Source organism: Hoeflea ulvae, assembly GCF_026619435.1.
GTDB classification, from domain to species: domain Bacteria; phylum Pseudomonadota; class Alphaproteobacteria; order Rhizobiales; family Rhizobiaceae; genus Hoeflea; species Hoeflea ulvae.
On sequence record NZ_JAOVZQ010000001.1, the window covers coordinates 1,799,168 to 1,813,432 of the forward strand.

Here is a 14,265-nt window from a genome sequence, read left to right on the forward strand (position 1 = left end):
GGGAAAGCGCAGCCCGCAAAGCATCTATTGCCGGGAACAGGGAGACGACGATGACGCCTTTCACCTTCAACACGTCGAAAAGCATCCAGTTCGGTGCCGGGCAACTGGCCAGTCTGGGCGAGCTTGCCCGAGACCGGATTGGCCAGCGGGTGATGCTGGTCACCGACCCGGGCCTGTTGCGGACGGAAATTGTCTCACGGGCCCTGACGGTGCTTGAAACCGCCGGTGTCGAGGTCGAGATGTTCTCCGACGTGCAGGCAGATCCACCCGAAGCGGTCATCCTAGCCGCCGTCGAACAGGCGAAGACGGCTTCGGTCGAGGGCATTATCGGTCTCGGCGGCGGATCGTCGCTGGATGTCGCCAAGCTGGTTTCGGTTCTGGCGCTGGGCCGGGAGACACTCAAGACCATCTATGGCGTCGGCAATGCGAAAGGCCCCCGCATGCCGCTGATCCTTGTTCCGACCACCGCCGGCACCGGGTCGGAAGTCACGCCGATTTCCATCGTTACCACCGGCACCAACGAGAAGATGGGCGTAGTTTCGCCGGTCATCCTGCCCGATGTGGCGCTGCTGGATCCGGAACTGACGCTCGGCCTGCCGTCTCACATCACCGCGGCGACCGGCATTGACGCCATGGTGCATGCCATCGAGGCCTATGCCTCCACGAGCGCAAATAACAATCCGCTGTCGCGGCTGCTGGCCACCCAGGCGCTGTCGCTGATGGGGCGTTCGCTGCTCAAGGCTGTTCACCAGGGCGATGACATCACGGCGCGCTCGGACATGCTGCTCGGATCGATGCTGGCGGGGCAGGCCTTTGCCAATTCGCCGGTGGCGGCAGTGCATGCCCTGGCCTATCCGCTGGGCGGGCATTTTCACATTCCCCATGGCCTGTCCAATGCCCTGGTGCTGCCGCATGTGCTGCGGTTCAACGCGGCGACAGCGCCGCAGCCCTATGCTGACCTGGCGCCCTATGCCTTTCCCGAGCTGGCAAAATTCGAGGGCCAGGCCCGGGCGGCGGCCTTTTGCGACCGGCTGGCCGAACTGTCGGCGGCCTGTGGCCTGCAGCAGTCCCTGCGCGCAATGAACATCCCCGAGGATTTTCTGCCCCGCCTTGCCTCCGACGCCATGAACCAGACCCGGCTTCTGGTCAACAACCCGCGGCCTGTGAGCGAATCCGATGCTCTGGCAATCTATCGCGCAGCCTATTGAGCTTGGTCCCGCGGCCCGTTTGAAACCAAAAAAGGCCCGAACCGGATGGGGCTCGGGCCAGATATGGCCGCCGCATTGGCGGAAGAAACCGGGCGGCTTGCCGCCCGGTTTCGTGTCTGATTACTGGCTTACGCCGAGATTGTTGCCGTTCCCGGTCTGGGTGAACGTGGTGTTGTTGCCATTTCCGAGCTGGGCAATGACAGCCTGGTTGTTGTTGCCGTTGATCGAACCGTCGATCATGTTGCCCGTTCCGTTCTGGTTGAAGGCAAACTGGTTGTCGAGCGAGTAGCTGACGTCGCCAACACCGAGTTCAACCGTGTTCAGCGAACCATCCTGGAAGATGTCGCCTGCGGTCAGTCCGGCCGTTGTGGCCACACCGCCGGCGTCACCGGAGAAGCCGCCGCGGTTGCTGAACGAGGACCACATGAAGACGCTGACCTGGTTCTGGCCGGCAGAGCCGCCCTGCTGGTCGACGTTCAGGTAGTTGGTATTGCCGGCGTGGGTTTCGACGTTGGCAAGGTTGTCGCCGTCCTGCTTGACGAAGATGTCATTGTCGGAAGACGTGTTGGGACCGGCGGTGCCGATGTGGACATTTGCCGTGCTGGTGCCGAGCTGATCGATATTGACATAGTTGCCGTTGCCGTTGGCGCTGACATCGGCTTCGTTCAGACCGTTCTGAAGGATGTCGATGACGTTGCTGTTGCCGTTCAGCAAGACAAAAGCGTCATTGCCGGCGCTCAAGGCGGCCGATGTCTGGTCTACGTGCACGGCATTGGAGTTGCTCGAGCCGCTCGCATTGGTGTTGACCGATGCGGTGTTGCTGTCGCCAACCTGCTTGACGCCAATGTCGTTGTCATCGCCGAAGATGTCGGACAGGCCCAGCATGTTGTCATTGCCGGTCTGGTCGACGCCAAGTTCATTGCCGTCACCGGTGAAGCTGAGCGAGCCGACCGAGTTGTCAATGCCGTTCTGGTTGATCCCGAACTGGTTGTCGTCGCCCGTCATGTTCAGGGTTGCACTGTTGTTGGTGCCGCTCTGGATCAGGCTGCTGGAAAATCCGCCCGCGACCGAACCGGCAAAGCCGTTGCTCAGCGGCGTGAAGCCGCCATTGCCGTTGCGGTCGCCGGTGAATGTCAGGTGGGCCGTATTCCTCTCGCCTGCCTGTTTTGCTTCGGTGACCACATTGTCGTCGCCGGTCTGGTGAATGGAAAGGCGGCCGCGCGTGCTGTTGAACACGTTGTTGAAAGCGCCCTGCTGGGCCTTGCCGATCTCGTTGTTGCCACCGACCTGCCTGATGGCCAACCGGTTATCGCCGCCATCCTGGTCGATCTCTGTGATGGTGTTGTCGTCGCCTGCTCTCTGAATAACTGACAGCTGGTTCAATAGGTTGGCACTGGTCATCGCGCTGTTGTTGTCCTGCGCCACATTGCCGACGAAGTTGTTATTGGAACGCTGGCTGATCGATGCCTGGTTGGAGACGAATCCGCTTGAGCCCCTGCCGAACTGGCCGATCGTGACCACCTCGTTGGAGTTACCCGGCTGGGAAATGGAAAGGGTATTGCGCGGACCATGCTGGTCGATGCCGCCATTGCGGATGCCGGCCTTGTTGCCGTCGCCAGCTTGATTGATGTCGAGATCGTTGAAGGTGCCATTCTGAATGAGAACTGTCCAGGGTCCGTTCTTGCCGGCCTGGTTGTTGTCACCCGTCTGTTCGATCAGAGCCGTGTTGTCGGAACCGGTCTGGTCAAGATAGGCCTTGTTATTGTCCGCCGCATAGGCTGCACCGATAAGCAGTGCCATCGCGGTGGCTGAAAGAAGTGTTGTTTTGAGTTTCATTTTCATTCTCCCTGTTCATTCGCGGCGCCCTTTTGAGCTGCCGCGTACTGCTACCGAACGAGCCGGACAGTTTTCTGCCCGGCTCTGGTATTGCTTACTGGCTCACGCCGAGATTGTTGGAATTGCCGGTCTGGCTGAAATTGGCATTGTTGCCATTGCCCATCTGGGCAATCGCTGCCTGGTTCAGGTTGCCGTTCACGCTGCCGTCGATCACGTTGTTGTCGCCGTCCTGGTTGAAGGCAAACAGGTTGGTGTCGCCTGTAACCGTGTAGGTCAGCGAATTGTTGTCGCCCAACTGGTTGGCGGTGGCTTCTGTCAGGCTGATGCTCAGCGCGTCGCCGGAAAAGCTTCCGGTGCCGTTGTCATTGCCGCTGAAGCTCAGCGTCGCGCTGTTGCCAACAGAACCCGAGCCGCTGTTGTCCTGGGTGAGGGAGGCAAGCTGGTTGCCTGTTCCAGTCTGTGTGACGGTCGCGCCATTGTTGGCGCCGATCTGGGAGACAGTTCGGATCACATTGCTGGTGCCGTTCTGCTCGAGATCCGCAGTGTTTCCGTTGCCATTTTGTGTGACGACGTCAATCAGCGACCATTTGCCCGTTTGATCGATCTCGACGCTATTGGCGTAGCCGGTCTGCGACACTCCACCCGACTGGTTGTTCGCGGCACCACCAACCCTCAAGCTGGAGCCGTTCGAATCTTGATTGATCGCGACCGTGTTTGCCGCGTCGGTAAGACCATCACCGGTATAGGTCTGTTCTATTCTCGAAATTGTAGCATTGTGAAACTGGCCGCCAACATTCTGATCGATAACAATCTGGTTGACCGTATTCAGCGGCGTCGTGCCTGCGCCCGTAGATGTCTGCTGAATTGTGCGAGCCTGCGCGTTCTGTTCCTGGTCGATTGTCAGTACGTTGCGGTCGCCGGACTGATCGACACCGAGATTGTTGTGGAGAAAATTGCCGCCTACACCAACACCGGCATTGTTGCCCGTCTGGGAAATGTCGATCTCGTTGTTGTTGCCGCTCTGCATCATTGTGCGTTGCGCCGTGCTGTCACCAGCTTGATTGCCGGTGCCACCTTGTTGGATCAATGCCGAGTTGTTTGATCCATCCTGATCAATATAGGCCTTGTTGCTGTCGGCAAGCGCATTGCTGGCCATAAGCAAGCTCATGGCCGCTGCGGAAAGCAGAATCGTATTGAGTTTCATGTTCTTTCTCCCTTTTTTTGCACGGCGCTCTTTGAGCTTTTCCGCGCCAATTTGAATGAGCCGGACGGTTTCCCGCCCGGCTTCGCATCTGTTACTGATTGACGCCCAGAACGTTGAAATTGCCGGTCTGGGTGAAGTTGGTGGTGTTGCCATTGCCGAGCTGGGCGATGGCGACCTGGTTGCCATTGCCGGTCACGGTGCCATCGATGACGTTGGTGTTGCCGATCTGGCTGAAGGCGAACACATTGGTGTCGCCGGTGACGGTGTAGGTCAGCATGTTGTCGTCACCCAGCTGCACGACGGTTGCCTCGGTGAGGCCAACCGCCAGGGCATCCCCCGTGAAGCTGCCGGTGCCATTGTCATTGCCGTTGAAGATCAGCGTCGCGCTGTTGCCGATCGAACCGGCGCCGTTGTCCTGGCTGAGTGAGACCAGCTCGTTGCCGCTGCCGTTCTGCTCGACCTTGGCATAATTGAAGCTGCCGAACTGATGCGCCGTGCCGATCCAGTTGTTGGTGCCGGTCTGGTCGAAATCGGCCGCGTTGTTTGCGCCATCCTGCTCGGTTTCGTTGATCACGTGATCAAGGCCCAGTTGCAGGATGTTGGTGTTGTTGCCGGTGCCGACCTGGGTGAGGAAATCAACCCGGTTGCCGTGGTCATATCCGTTTGCGCCGAGGGTGTGCTGGGCGATGACGGCGGTGTTGGTTTCCGACAGGCTGGTGCCGGCGCCGGTGTTGTCCTGCCAGACCTGGCCGACATAATTATAGGTCTGCGGGCCGGGATAGGCGACAGGCGCAAGCGCGCCGCCATCGCCATTGTCCTGTGTGATGGTCAGCGCGTTGGTGGTGACCGTGGCGGAGAGTGCCGCATTCTGCTGCACGGTGCCGATGGCGTTGCCGTCGCTGTAGGACGACCCTTCCACCTGGGTCACGGTCAGCGCGTTGAAGCTGCCGTACTGGTCAACACCATGTCCGTAGGGGTTGCCGCCCAGCTGTGTGCGAAAGCTGGTAGAGGCCGGCCGGCGGTCAGTTGGCGTGGCAAAGCCCACATTGTAGTACAGGCTGTTGTTGGTGCCGATGCCGTTGCCATTGCCGCGCTGGGTGATCGACAGCGTATTGTCGTTGCCGTTCTGATAGATATCGTACTGACCGACACCGTAGGCGCTGGTCCCGGCCCTGTTCAAGTCTCCATCCTGCAGGACCATCGCGCTGTTGTCCGTGCCATTCTGGTTGACTGCGGTCGAGTTGCCGGCATAGGCGGCCGTGAGTCCGGCAATGAGTCCGAGTGCAGTCGCGGTTGAAAGTACGATCTTCAGTTTCATAATCCCCTCCCAAGGTATCTGCGGAAACGCTCCGCGGTCTTCGATTTTCCCAGTTGCGTCGGCCGGGCGGTTTTCGCCCGGCCGACGGGTTTTTTACTGGCTGATGCCGAGGTTGTTGCCGTTACCGGTCTGGCTCATGTCAGCCAGGTTGCCGTTGCCGATCTGGGCGACGACCGCCTGGTTGGATCCGCCATCGATGGCGCCAACGATCGTGTTGTCATTGCCGTTCTGATAGGTGGCGAAGGAGTTGCCATCGCCTTCCACTGTGAGCGGTGAGCCAAGTGCAGCTCCGCGCAGAGTGTTGTTGCTGCCTTCCTGCCACAGATCGCCACGGGCAAAATCACTGGCACCGAGGCCTGCAGTCCGAACGACATCGCGGGCGAACTCAGCGTCGCCGGAAAATCCGGGAGACTTTCCACCAGTTGCATTGTTGTCGTCACCAACAATGCTCACACCCATGTTGTTGCCCGAAGCCCCCGACTGGTTCTGGCGGATATCAAGATGGTTGTTGTCGCCGTCAACGTAGAAGCCTGCGTCGTTACCGTCGCCTGACTGCTCGAAATTGGTGACGTTCGAGCTTCCGAGGTGAGCGATTGCCAACTGGTTTGAGTTTCCATTGACAGTGCCGACCGCAGAGTTGAAATCACCGCTCTGATTGAAGCCAAACAGGTTGGAGTCGCCGATCGCCGTCAGGCTGATCGTGTTGTCGATGCCGTTCTGATAGCTGGTGGAGGAAGCCGCGCCGGACATTGCGGCAAAGGTGCCAAGTGCAAGGTCGCTGTTGCCGTTATAGTTGCCGGTGAAATACAGGCTTGATGTGTTGCCGTGGCCGATCTGGTCGGCAAGCGCTACCTTGTTGGTTCGACCGCCAGACTGAGAAATATCGACAGTATTGTCATGGCCGAGTTGTCTGGCGATGCCTACATTGTTCGTAGGGCCGTTCTGGAAAATTGTAATGTCGTTCCCGGTGTCGCCGCTTACCCCGGTAAATTCCTGATCGACGGTGCCGATCTTGATGCTGTTGCCGCCTTTTTGCGTCAGCGTTGCGGTGTTCATGACCGAGGTTGATGAAACTGCGCTGCTCTGGGTTACGGTCCCGATGCCTCCAAAATTGCCCAACTGCCTGATGGTCGCCACGTTGGAGGGACCGCTCAAACCGCCAGGAGCAGTCTGAAGGACAGTTGCTGCCTGGTTCCGGTCACCGTTCTGTTCAGCGTCCAGAACGTTGCGCGATCCGGTCTGAATAACACTGCCGGAATTGTCGTTGCTGGTTGTTCCGAACTTGTTGCCACCTGTGCCACTCTGGATGATGGTAAGGGTGTTGTCGTCACCGTCCTGCGTCACGCGCTGGGCAGATCGTCCAGCCCGGTTTCCCGTACCTCCAGCCTGGTCAATCAATGCGGTGTTGGTATCACCGCCCTGGTCGATATAGGCTTTGTTGCTATCATCCGCATAGGCCGAAGCGCCCATGACAAGGCTGATGGCAGTCGCTGCTGCAAGCTTGATGTGATTCCGTTTCATTGCCAGTCTCCCAAATCGCCCGCCAGTCTCCGGCTGAGCATTCTTTCAAGTCTCAAGACCAAGGCACATCGTTCAATCCAGGCTGCGTTTTCTTGTTATCGCAGGACGGTTGCGCGAGGTCTGGCGCGGCTTGAACGGCCGGCACCAATGATCCGCAGGACCGGAACGGAAGCTCTTTGAAAAACCAAACTTTCCACCCCGGATTGCAATTGTTTACCAAATGTTAACACTTGCCGCAACGACGATTCGTGCAGGAACAGGGCGCCAGTAGAGTCCGGTGGGAGTCGTCTGTATTAAAATGACGCATGCTTTGGGGTTGCTTGGCCTGATCAGGTGTACCAGAATGGGAAATTGCAACATAACTGACCATAAACAGAACAGTTATTGTCAATTAACCATCGGTTAAAGTAATCAAAATAGCGTCCCATTTTGGTAGACGCCGGCCCCTGTTGCAAATAAGCTGCAGGGGTAGGCAATTGCGATGCGGATGAGTGGCGTGCTCTCTTGCATCGTTGCGACCGATAGTGGCATGTGCTGCAGATTAAGGTTGCGTTGATGGCCGCAGGCGCCATTGATCTTGCAATTTTCGGAGTGGAGGCGATTATCATGTATTTAGGGTTTTCAGGAAAAGACGGCAGGCTCCCGGCTCGGGCAGGGCTGTCCGCCATTGTTGTCGCCTTGATGGTCGCCGCAAGCGGAACCACGGCGGCAGGTGATCTGGTCTATACCCCGATCAACCCGTCCTTCGGTGGCAGCCCGCTCAATTCCTCGCATCTGCTGAGCCTTGCCAATGCGCAACGCGAAGCGACGGCGAGTGACGCGGATGACGGTCTTGGCAGCGCGGGCACGGTCACGGATACCGAGACATCCGACGCCGACCTGTTCGTGCGCCAGCTTCAGGGACGGCTGCTGTCCGCGCTTGCCGCCCAGGTCACCGAGGCGATCTTCGGCACCGATCCGCAGGACGGCGGCCTCATCACGTTTGGCGATACGACCGTTGCGTTCGAACGCACGCTCGATTCCATCGCCCTGACCATTACCAACACGCTTGACGGCACGGTGACGCAGATTGTCGTTCCGCAGCTGCTGACATCGAACAACTAGAGAATTTACGCGCGCCGGGGTCCGCCCGGGTGCGCAGGGGGCATTTGGATGAACAGATTTCGTGAGGCACGGATAACAGTGCTACGTGGCGCCAGGGTTGCTGCCGTCTTGCTGGCAGCGGCCGGGTTGAGCGCCTGCGTTTCGACGCCGGACGAGGGGATGGTCGAGGCCTCCTTCACGCCGGTCACCAAACAGAACAATGTTTTGCGCGCTCTTCCGGCGCCGACCAAGCGGATCTCCGTTGCGGTCTATGATTTCCCCGACCTGACCGGCCAGTTCAAGGAGCGTGAAAACGTCCAGTCGCTGTCCAAGGCCGTGACCCAGGGTGGCGCTGCCATGCTGATCAAGGCGCTTCAGGACGCCGGGGAGCGGCGCTGGTTTACAGTGCTCGACCGGGCAAGCCTGAATGACCTGCTGAAAGAGCGGCAGATCGTCACCGAAATGCGCAAGGTCTATCGCAACGAGCAGAGCATCGATCCGAACGCGCTGGCGCCGTTGCGCCATGCGGGCATTGTCCTGCAGGGCGGCATCATCGGCTATGACACCAACACCCAGACGGGTGGCCTGGGTGCCCGCTATCTCGGCATCGGCGCCGACGCCAAGTGGAAGCAGGACACCGTCACGGTGACGCTGCGCGCAGTGTCGACCAACACCGGCGAGGTGCTGGCGAGCGTCACGGTTCACAAGATCATCGCCTCCTATTCGCTTCAGGCCGGCGTCTTCCGCTACATCACCCTCGACAGCATTCTTGAAGGTGAAGCAGGCGTGACCCGCAACGAGCCGGACCAGATCGCGGTCCAGCAGGCCGTGGAAAAGGCGATTGTCGGACTGATTGCGGAAGGTGCGGATCTCGGCATCTGGTCCTTTGCCGACAAGGAGGCCGGCGCGCGCTTTGTCGATGCCTATCTCTCCGAGAAATATGACGGCGAGGTTCCTGTTGCGGCATTGGACACGCCGCGCCCCGAGACCAAGCACGCAGCCGCAGTGGTTGAGACCACGCCCAGACGATCCTCACCGGTCAGGGCGCAGCCCGCGCGCGTGGTGCGGCCGGCTGCTGCCAAGCCGACCGCGCAAAGCGCAAAGCCTGGCGCGCAAGCGCCGCAGAACCTACTGCCTCCGGAATTGCCGCCGGCTCCCGCGAGTGATGAAACCGTAGGATGATCACGCGCAGCCCGCGCGCCTTCGGGCGGCCGGAGTAAGACTTGCCGAGATGCCGGGCGAATTAGTCGCCCGGTCCGGCAATATTCGGAATACTGGAGGTAAGCATGATGCACTACCTGTTCAATTCTACCAGCCTCACGGCCATGGCCGTACTGGCCTTGTCGTCCGTCGCCAGCGCGCAAAATGTGAGCAACGAGGTCTGGATCGGCCAGACCGGGACATCCAACACCATCAGTATCAATCAGGAAGGCTCAGGCAACCTGGTTGGTACGGATGCAGATGATTTCCTGCTGCGCCAGGATGGCGTGAGCAACACCATCACGATTGACCAGTATGGCTGGAGCAACGCGATCGGTGTGACCGCAGGTGCGCTGGCTGCCGATCCGGCCGGCTTCAGCCAGAACGGGCGGGGCAACACCGCCACCATCAACCAGGAAAACGGCCTCGATTCGGGCTCGAATTCGATTTCGACGATCTATCAGGCGTCGCCCAGCCAGGCGACCTCCGGCATCAACCAGTTGTCGATCGAACAGTCCGGCTCCGGGTTCCGCGCTGGCGCCGCCGGCCACCAGATCGGCTCGATCCTGCAGACAAGCGTGGCGGCAGACACGTCGCCCAACACCATCACCATTACCCAGAGCGGCGGCGGGTTTGCCCGGGGCAATGTCATCAAGCGCATCCTGCAGAGCGGCACCGCGAGTTCGGTCACGGCGCTGCAGAGCGACGCCGAACAGGCCATCGATTATGTGTCGCAAATCGGCGACGGCAATTTCCTGTCGGTCGAACAGGGCAATGGCGACGCCAACACGGTCGGCGATGTCAGCCAGTCCGGTGCGCTCAATGCCGCCAGTATCACCCAGGCCGGTTTCCGCAACGAAGTGCTCAGTGTGTTCCAGAACAATGATGGCATCGCGATATCGGGCAATGTCATCGAGGTGATGATCGCCGGCGACGACAATGGCGGCGACGGCTTCGGCGGTGTCGGCTATTTCGGCGTCATGGCAGGCGCCATCGGGGCCGAGCAGGGCTCGATCATCCAGATCGGTGACGACAATGACATCGGCTTCACCGTGACACGCGGCGATTCCAACCAGTATGGCTACAGCCAGATCGGCGACGGAAATGTCGTCGACGTGGTCATCGATGGCGATGCCAACGAGGTCGCTTCGATGCAGATCGGAGACGACAACAGCCTTGTCGTCGAGGTCGAGGGTGGCGCCAATGTGACCGCAGCCTTCGTGGAGGGCGAGCGCAACCGGCTTGATGTCTACCAGAAGGGGTCGCTCAACACCGCTTCATTGTCGGTGGTCGGAGACGACAACAACAAGTTCGGTTCCGAAACCCTGCTTGCAGGCCTTGGCGGCACGGTTTCGGCCTTCGGCAGCTACAGGCCCGGGGTTGTGCTGCAGGAAGGACTGCAGAATGCGGCCTCGATGATCATTCGCGGCGACGGCAATTTCTCGACTGTCCGGCAAAGGGGCGATTACAATATTGCCATGATCACCACGACCGGCAGCCACAACGCAGCCGGGATCTCCCAGGTGGGCGATTACAACGTTGCCCTGGCTGGGCAGCAGGGCTCCGGCAACGTGGCCGTGATCATTCAGCAGTGAGCGCAAAACCGGGCAAACCGGGCCTATGGAGCGCATCTTAGCGCTGATCGTAACCAAATATTAGCCCCGGACTTCTAGTGTCTCCTCCATTACAGGGAGACACTCCATGGTGCACAGAAAATATATTGGTTTGTCGCTGGGCGTGGCCGCTCTGCTTGCTGCAAGTGTGTTGCCATCATCCGCCAACCAGATCGATCAGATCCAGACCCCCGCTACCGGCAACGAGCTGGAACTGTTGGTCACCGGTGATGACAACATGCTCTCGATCGAGCAGATCCACGATTCGAATGGCGGCCTGAACCAGATCAATCTCGAGATTGTCGGAAACGCCAATGGCGGGTTTGGCCAGGACTGGAATCAGCCTCTGCAGTCGATGGAGAGCGTCGGCCTGCAACCCGGGACGATCATCCAGGAAGGCCACGAGAACCTGATCGATCTGCAGATCCTCGGATCAAGCAACCTGTTTGCGGCGATTCAGCGGGGCTCGGGCAACACCTTGTCCGGAACGATTACCGGCTCGGGCAACCAGGTCGCGTCGGTTCAGCTCGGAACCGGCAATTCTTTCGCTTTTTCGCAAACCGGAAACGGGAATTCCATAGCTGTTTTCCAGAAGTCATGGTAAAGGTAAATTCAATCTTAACGTGAAGACGGTGTTGATATGAAGAACCGGTCCTACGTGCTTGTTGGCACATTGTCTGTATTGCTGTCCGCCCTGGCGGTTCCCGCGGCGCAAAGTGGCAACGACAATCAGTTGTTCCTTCTTCAGGAGAGCCCTTCCGGCGCACTCACCGGCAACACTCTCACCGTTGATCAGTCGGCCGCGACCGGCAGCCTGATTTCAGGCCCGCTGGGGGCCGGCGACCCGGCCATTCAGCGTGGCAGCGGCAACGAACTCGAAATCGAGATTACCGGCGAGGGCGGTTACGTGGAGTTTATCCAGGACAACTCCGGCGCCAGCGCGGGCAATAATGGCATCATCAACGTCGGGCCGGGGTCAACGGCAACCCTTTCCCAGAACGGCGATGGAAATACGGCGAGCCTGACCGTGAATGGTCTGGCTGCTCAGGGAGCCATCGTCCAGGAGGGCCTCAGCAATCAGGCTGATCTGAATGTCGTCGGCAACGGCGCGTCCGGGGAAATCACCCAGGTGGGCAATGGCAATGTATCCGGACTGACCGTGACCGGCGCAGGAACGACCGTGAGCTTCGAGCAGACGGGAGATGGCCTGTCTTATGCCACCAGCTATGATGGCGTTACCGTTCCCGGCACTGCTCCCGGCGTTCAGGTCATTTCGAATGGCGCCTCGGTAACCATCACGCAATCCACATTCTAGGAGTGCCGGAGGGGGCGGGGGATGTTCAGATTAGTTTCGGCCTTCGGCTTGCTTGCCGCAATGGCGTCCGTCGCCGTGGCTGAACCAGGTCAATTCGCGACCCCCCAGATCGATGTGACGCCGCAGGAGAACGGCTACAACATTGTCGGCCGGCTGGTCGGGCTGAGCGATGCGACCGTATCCTCCACACTTGCGATCGAAAAAAGGGCCCGTCGGGCTCCGTGAAGAGCCGGCAAGGCCGGGAGGTGACACTGGCTGTCGGAGAGGTCTTCACAATTGCGCAGACCAGTCTTTCCGCCAGCCCGGACTCGGTGATCACGATAACGCTGGATATAGTCAAGGATAAGCTTGCGGTGGGATCGGCGATCGTCACCATCGGACAGCAAGGCGAGTGATTGGTATCAAGTTCGTACATTACAAAGGGAATGGAATGAAACAGCATGCTTCACTGGCCGCGATGGTCGGCCTTCTGGTGGTCCTGACCGGATCAGCGTTCGCCCAATCAAGCGAAGAATTCGTCAAGGCCTTTTCAGGCGAGTGGTACGTCTTCGATCCCGATTTCCGCAATGGTGATCAGCCCTGCCAGATCAGCCTTGAAACGGAAGCCAGCGGCGACCGCTATGTGGCCGCCGTCAAGAATTGCGACGCCGCACTGGCATCTGTGGCGACCTGGGGCATCCTCGAAAACCAGCTCGGACTGTTTGCCGGCGACGGGACGCCATTTGCCAAGCTCGGTGGAAACCAGTTGCGCGTGACCGGCGAGACGCTGTCCAGCAACATCGGATTGATCTTCGAAAGAGCCCAGGGCGACGGGAACAATGCCCAGATTTCCGCGGCGTTGAGAACCTATGGATGTTTCTTCGACGGCTTTTCCAACCAGTGCACCTCCAAGGCCGACCTCGGCAAGCCTGCGCTTGCGACGGATGCGGCGCCTGAGGTCAAGGTGATCGTCAATCTGAACATTCGAAGCCAGCCGCGCCGCAATGCCCAGTCGATCGGCGTGGTCTCGAAGGACACCTGCGTCAAGATCAACCAGTGCCTTTCAGCTTCGGACGGCGTCTGGTGCAGTGCGCAGTTTGGCGACAAGACCGGCTGGCTTTCCAAGACGGCTTTGCGCCAGGACAAGTGGCCTGTCATCACCTTCCGCAACAGCTGCAGCAAGGACGGCTAGCTGCAGAGATCGCAATCCCCGGTCTGGCCGGGGGTTGCAGATGTGCAGTCGTCACGGTCCTATCGCCTTCGAACCTCGCCCGTCTCAGCCTGGCCGGCGACACGATCAAAAGTCCGTTGCGGGTGACAACCCGAACGATGTGCCCCGGATACGGATGGAAATTCCAGCCTGGCGCCTGCGGCATCCGTCATTTTTAAGTCAATGAATTTGCTCGATAAATGATCCGGCGTTTGGCCTTGTGCAGCTTCCTGGTGCCAGCAACGGCACGATGTCAGTGGAACTTGCGAAATTCTCACGCGCAGCTAAACATCCGGCATGACCTGGAAAGCAATCATCTTGACGGTGTCGGCGCTTGCCACCCTGGCATACGGTCGGCAACATCCATGGGTGTTGGCCGGTATCTTTCTTTGCCTTGTCGCTGTCATGGTTTTGGCGGTGATCTCCTCCCAGCGCCGGTAGATGATGAATATTCAGATAAGGCTCTGACCGCTGTCATCCGGAAAGCCTGCATTGAATGTAGGAAAATGGCGCACCCGACAGGATTCGAACCTGTGACCTCTGCCTTCGGAGGGCAGCACTCTATCCAGCTGAGCTACGGGTGCATCCGTGGCGCCTGGCGGGCGGGCGGTCGATCCGGAAATCCGGCTGACGTCACCGCCGCGAAGCAGCTGAGAACGGTCTCTTAGCCCATCCCGGGCGGCGCATCAATGCAATAATCATGCAGTCCGCGGCTCTTTCTAAGGCAAAGGCCAAAGCCGCGCGCCGCGGCGGGCGCTCGGCGAGGGTGACAGGTGGA

12 protein-coding genes and 1 tRNA gene are annotated in these 14,265 nt (G+C 59.5%); 8 read left to right on the forward strand and 5 right to left on the reverse strand.

Annotated features, from left to right (window positions below):
• The first annotated feature begins 50 nt into the window (after nt 1-50).
• Nucleotides 51-1,208, forward strand: a complete 1,158-nt coding sequence (locus OEG82_RS08370) for an iron-containing alcohol dehydrogenase (RefSeq protein ID WP_267611974.1) — start codon at nt 51-53, stop codon at nt 1,206-1,208.
• A 120-nt stretch (nt 1,209-1,328) separates the two neighbouring features.
• Here the strand turns inward: OEG82_RS08370 and OEG82_RS08375 are convergent, their stop codons facing one another.
• From OEG82_RS08375 to OEG82_RS08390, 4 genes are all read right to left on the reverse strand, one after another.
• Entirely contained in the window at nt 1,329-3,044 is a 1,716-nt protein-coding gene (locus OEG82_RS08375; protein WP_267611975.1) for a beta strand repeat-containing protein, read from the reverse strand.
• Nucleotides 3,045-3,138: 94 nt separating this feature from the next.
• Nucleotides 3,139-4,248, reverse strand: a complete 1,110-nt coding sequence (locus OEG82_RS08380; protein ID WP_267611976.1) for a hypothetical protein — start codon at nt 4,246-4,248, stop codon at nt 3,139-3,141.
• A gap of 91 nt (nt 4,249-4,339) precedes the next feature.
• On the reverse strand, nt 4,340-5,566 hold the full coding sequence (locus OEG82_RS08385) for a hypothetical protein (RefSeq protein WP_267611977.1): 1,227 nt from the start codon (nt 5,564-5,566) through the stop codon (nt 4,340-4,342).
• 93 nt (nt 5,567-5,659) lie between these two features.
• Complete coding sequence (locus OEG82_RS08390) at nt 5,660-7,087, reverse strand: hypothetical protein (RefSeq protein WP_267611978.1); 1,428 nt, start codon at nt 7,085-7,087, stop codon at nt 5,660-5,662.
• A gap of 606 nt (nt 7,088-7,693) precedes the next feature.
• Between OEG82_RS08390 and OEG82_RS08395 the strand changes: the two genes are divergently transcribed.
• The 7 genes from OEG82_RS08395 (at nt 7,694) to OEG82_RS08425 (ending at nt 13,469) form a co-directional block, all read left to right on the forward strand.
• A complete protein-coding gene (locus OEG82_RS08395; protein WP_267611979.1) occupies nt 7,694-8,191 on the forward strand; it encodes a curli assembly protein CsgF in 498 nt (165 codons plus the stop codon).
• A 48-nt stretch (nt 8,192-8,239) separates the two neighbouring features.
• Complete coding sequence (locus OEG82_RS08400; RefSeq protein WP_267611981.1) at nt 8,240-9,352, forward strand: CsgG/HfaB family protein; 1,113 nt, start codon at nt 8,240-8,242, stop codon at nt 9,350-9,352.
• Nucleotides 9,353-9,456: 104 nt separating this feature from the next.
• The gene (locus OEG82_RS08405; protein WP_267611982.1) at nt 9,457-10,965 is read left to right on the forward strand and encodes a hypothetical protein; all 1,509 of its coding nucleotides are present in this window, start codon (nt 9,457-9,459) and stop codon (nt 10,963-10,965) included.
• Nucleotides 10,966-11,071: 106 nt separating this feature from the next.
• A complete protein-coding gene (locus OEG82_RS08410; RefSeq protein WP_267611983.1) occupies nt 11,072-11,587 on the forward strand; it encodes a hypothetical protein in 516 nt (171 codons plus the stop codon).
• A 36-nt stretch (nt 11,588-11,623) separates the two neighbouring features.
• On the forward strand, nt 11,624-12,298 hold the full coding sequence (locus OEG82_RS08415; RefSeq protein ID WP_267611984.1) for a hypothetical protein: 675 nt from the start codon (nt 11,624-11,626) through the stop codon (nt 12,296-12,298).
• A gap of 21 nt (nt 12,299-12,319) precedes the next feature.
• Complete coding sequence (locus tag OEG82_RS08420; protein WP_267611985.1) at nt 12,320-12,523, forward strand: hypothetical protein; 204 nt, start codon at nt 12,320-12,322, stop codon at nt 12,521-12,523.
• 205 nt (nt 12,524-12,728) lie between these two features.
• Nucleotides 12,729-13,469 carry an SH3 domain-containing protein gene (locus OEG82_RS08425; RefSeq protein WP_267611987.1) on the forward strand — a complete coding sequence of 247 codons (741 nt, stop codon included), beginning with the start codon at nt 12,729-12,731 and terminating at the stop codon, nt 13,467-13,469.
• Nucleotides 13,470-13,994: 525 nt separating this feature from the next.
• On the opposite strand, the gene OEG82_RS08430 is transcribed toward OEG82_RS08425, so the two are convergent.
• Nucleotides 13,995-14,071, reverse strand: a tRNA-Arg gene (locus tag OEG82_RS08430).
• Nucleotides 14,072-14,265: the final 194 nt, after the last annotated feature.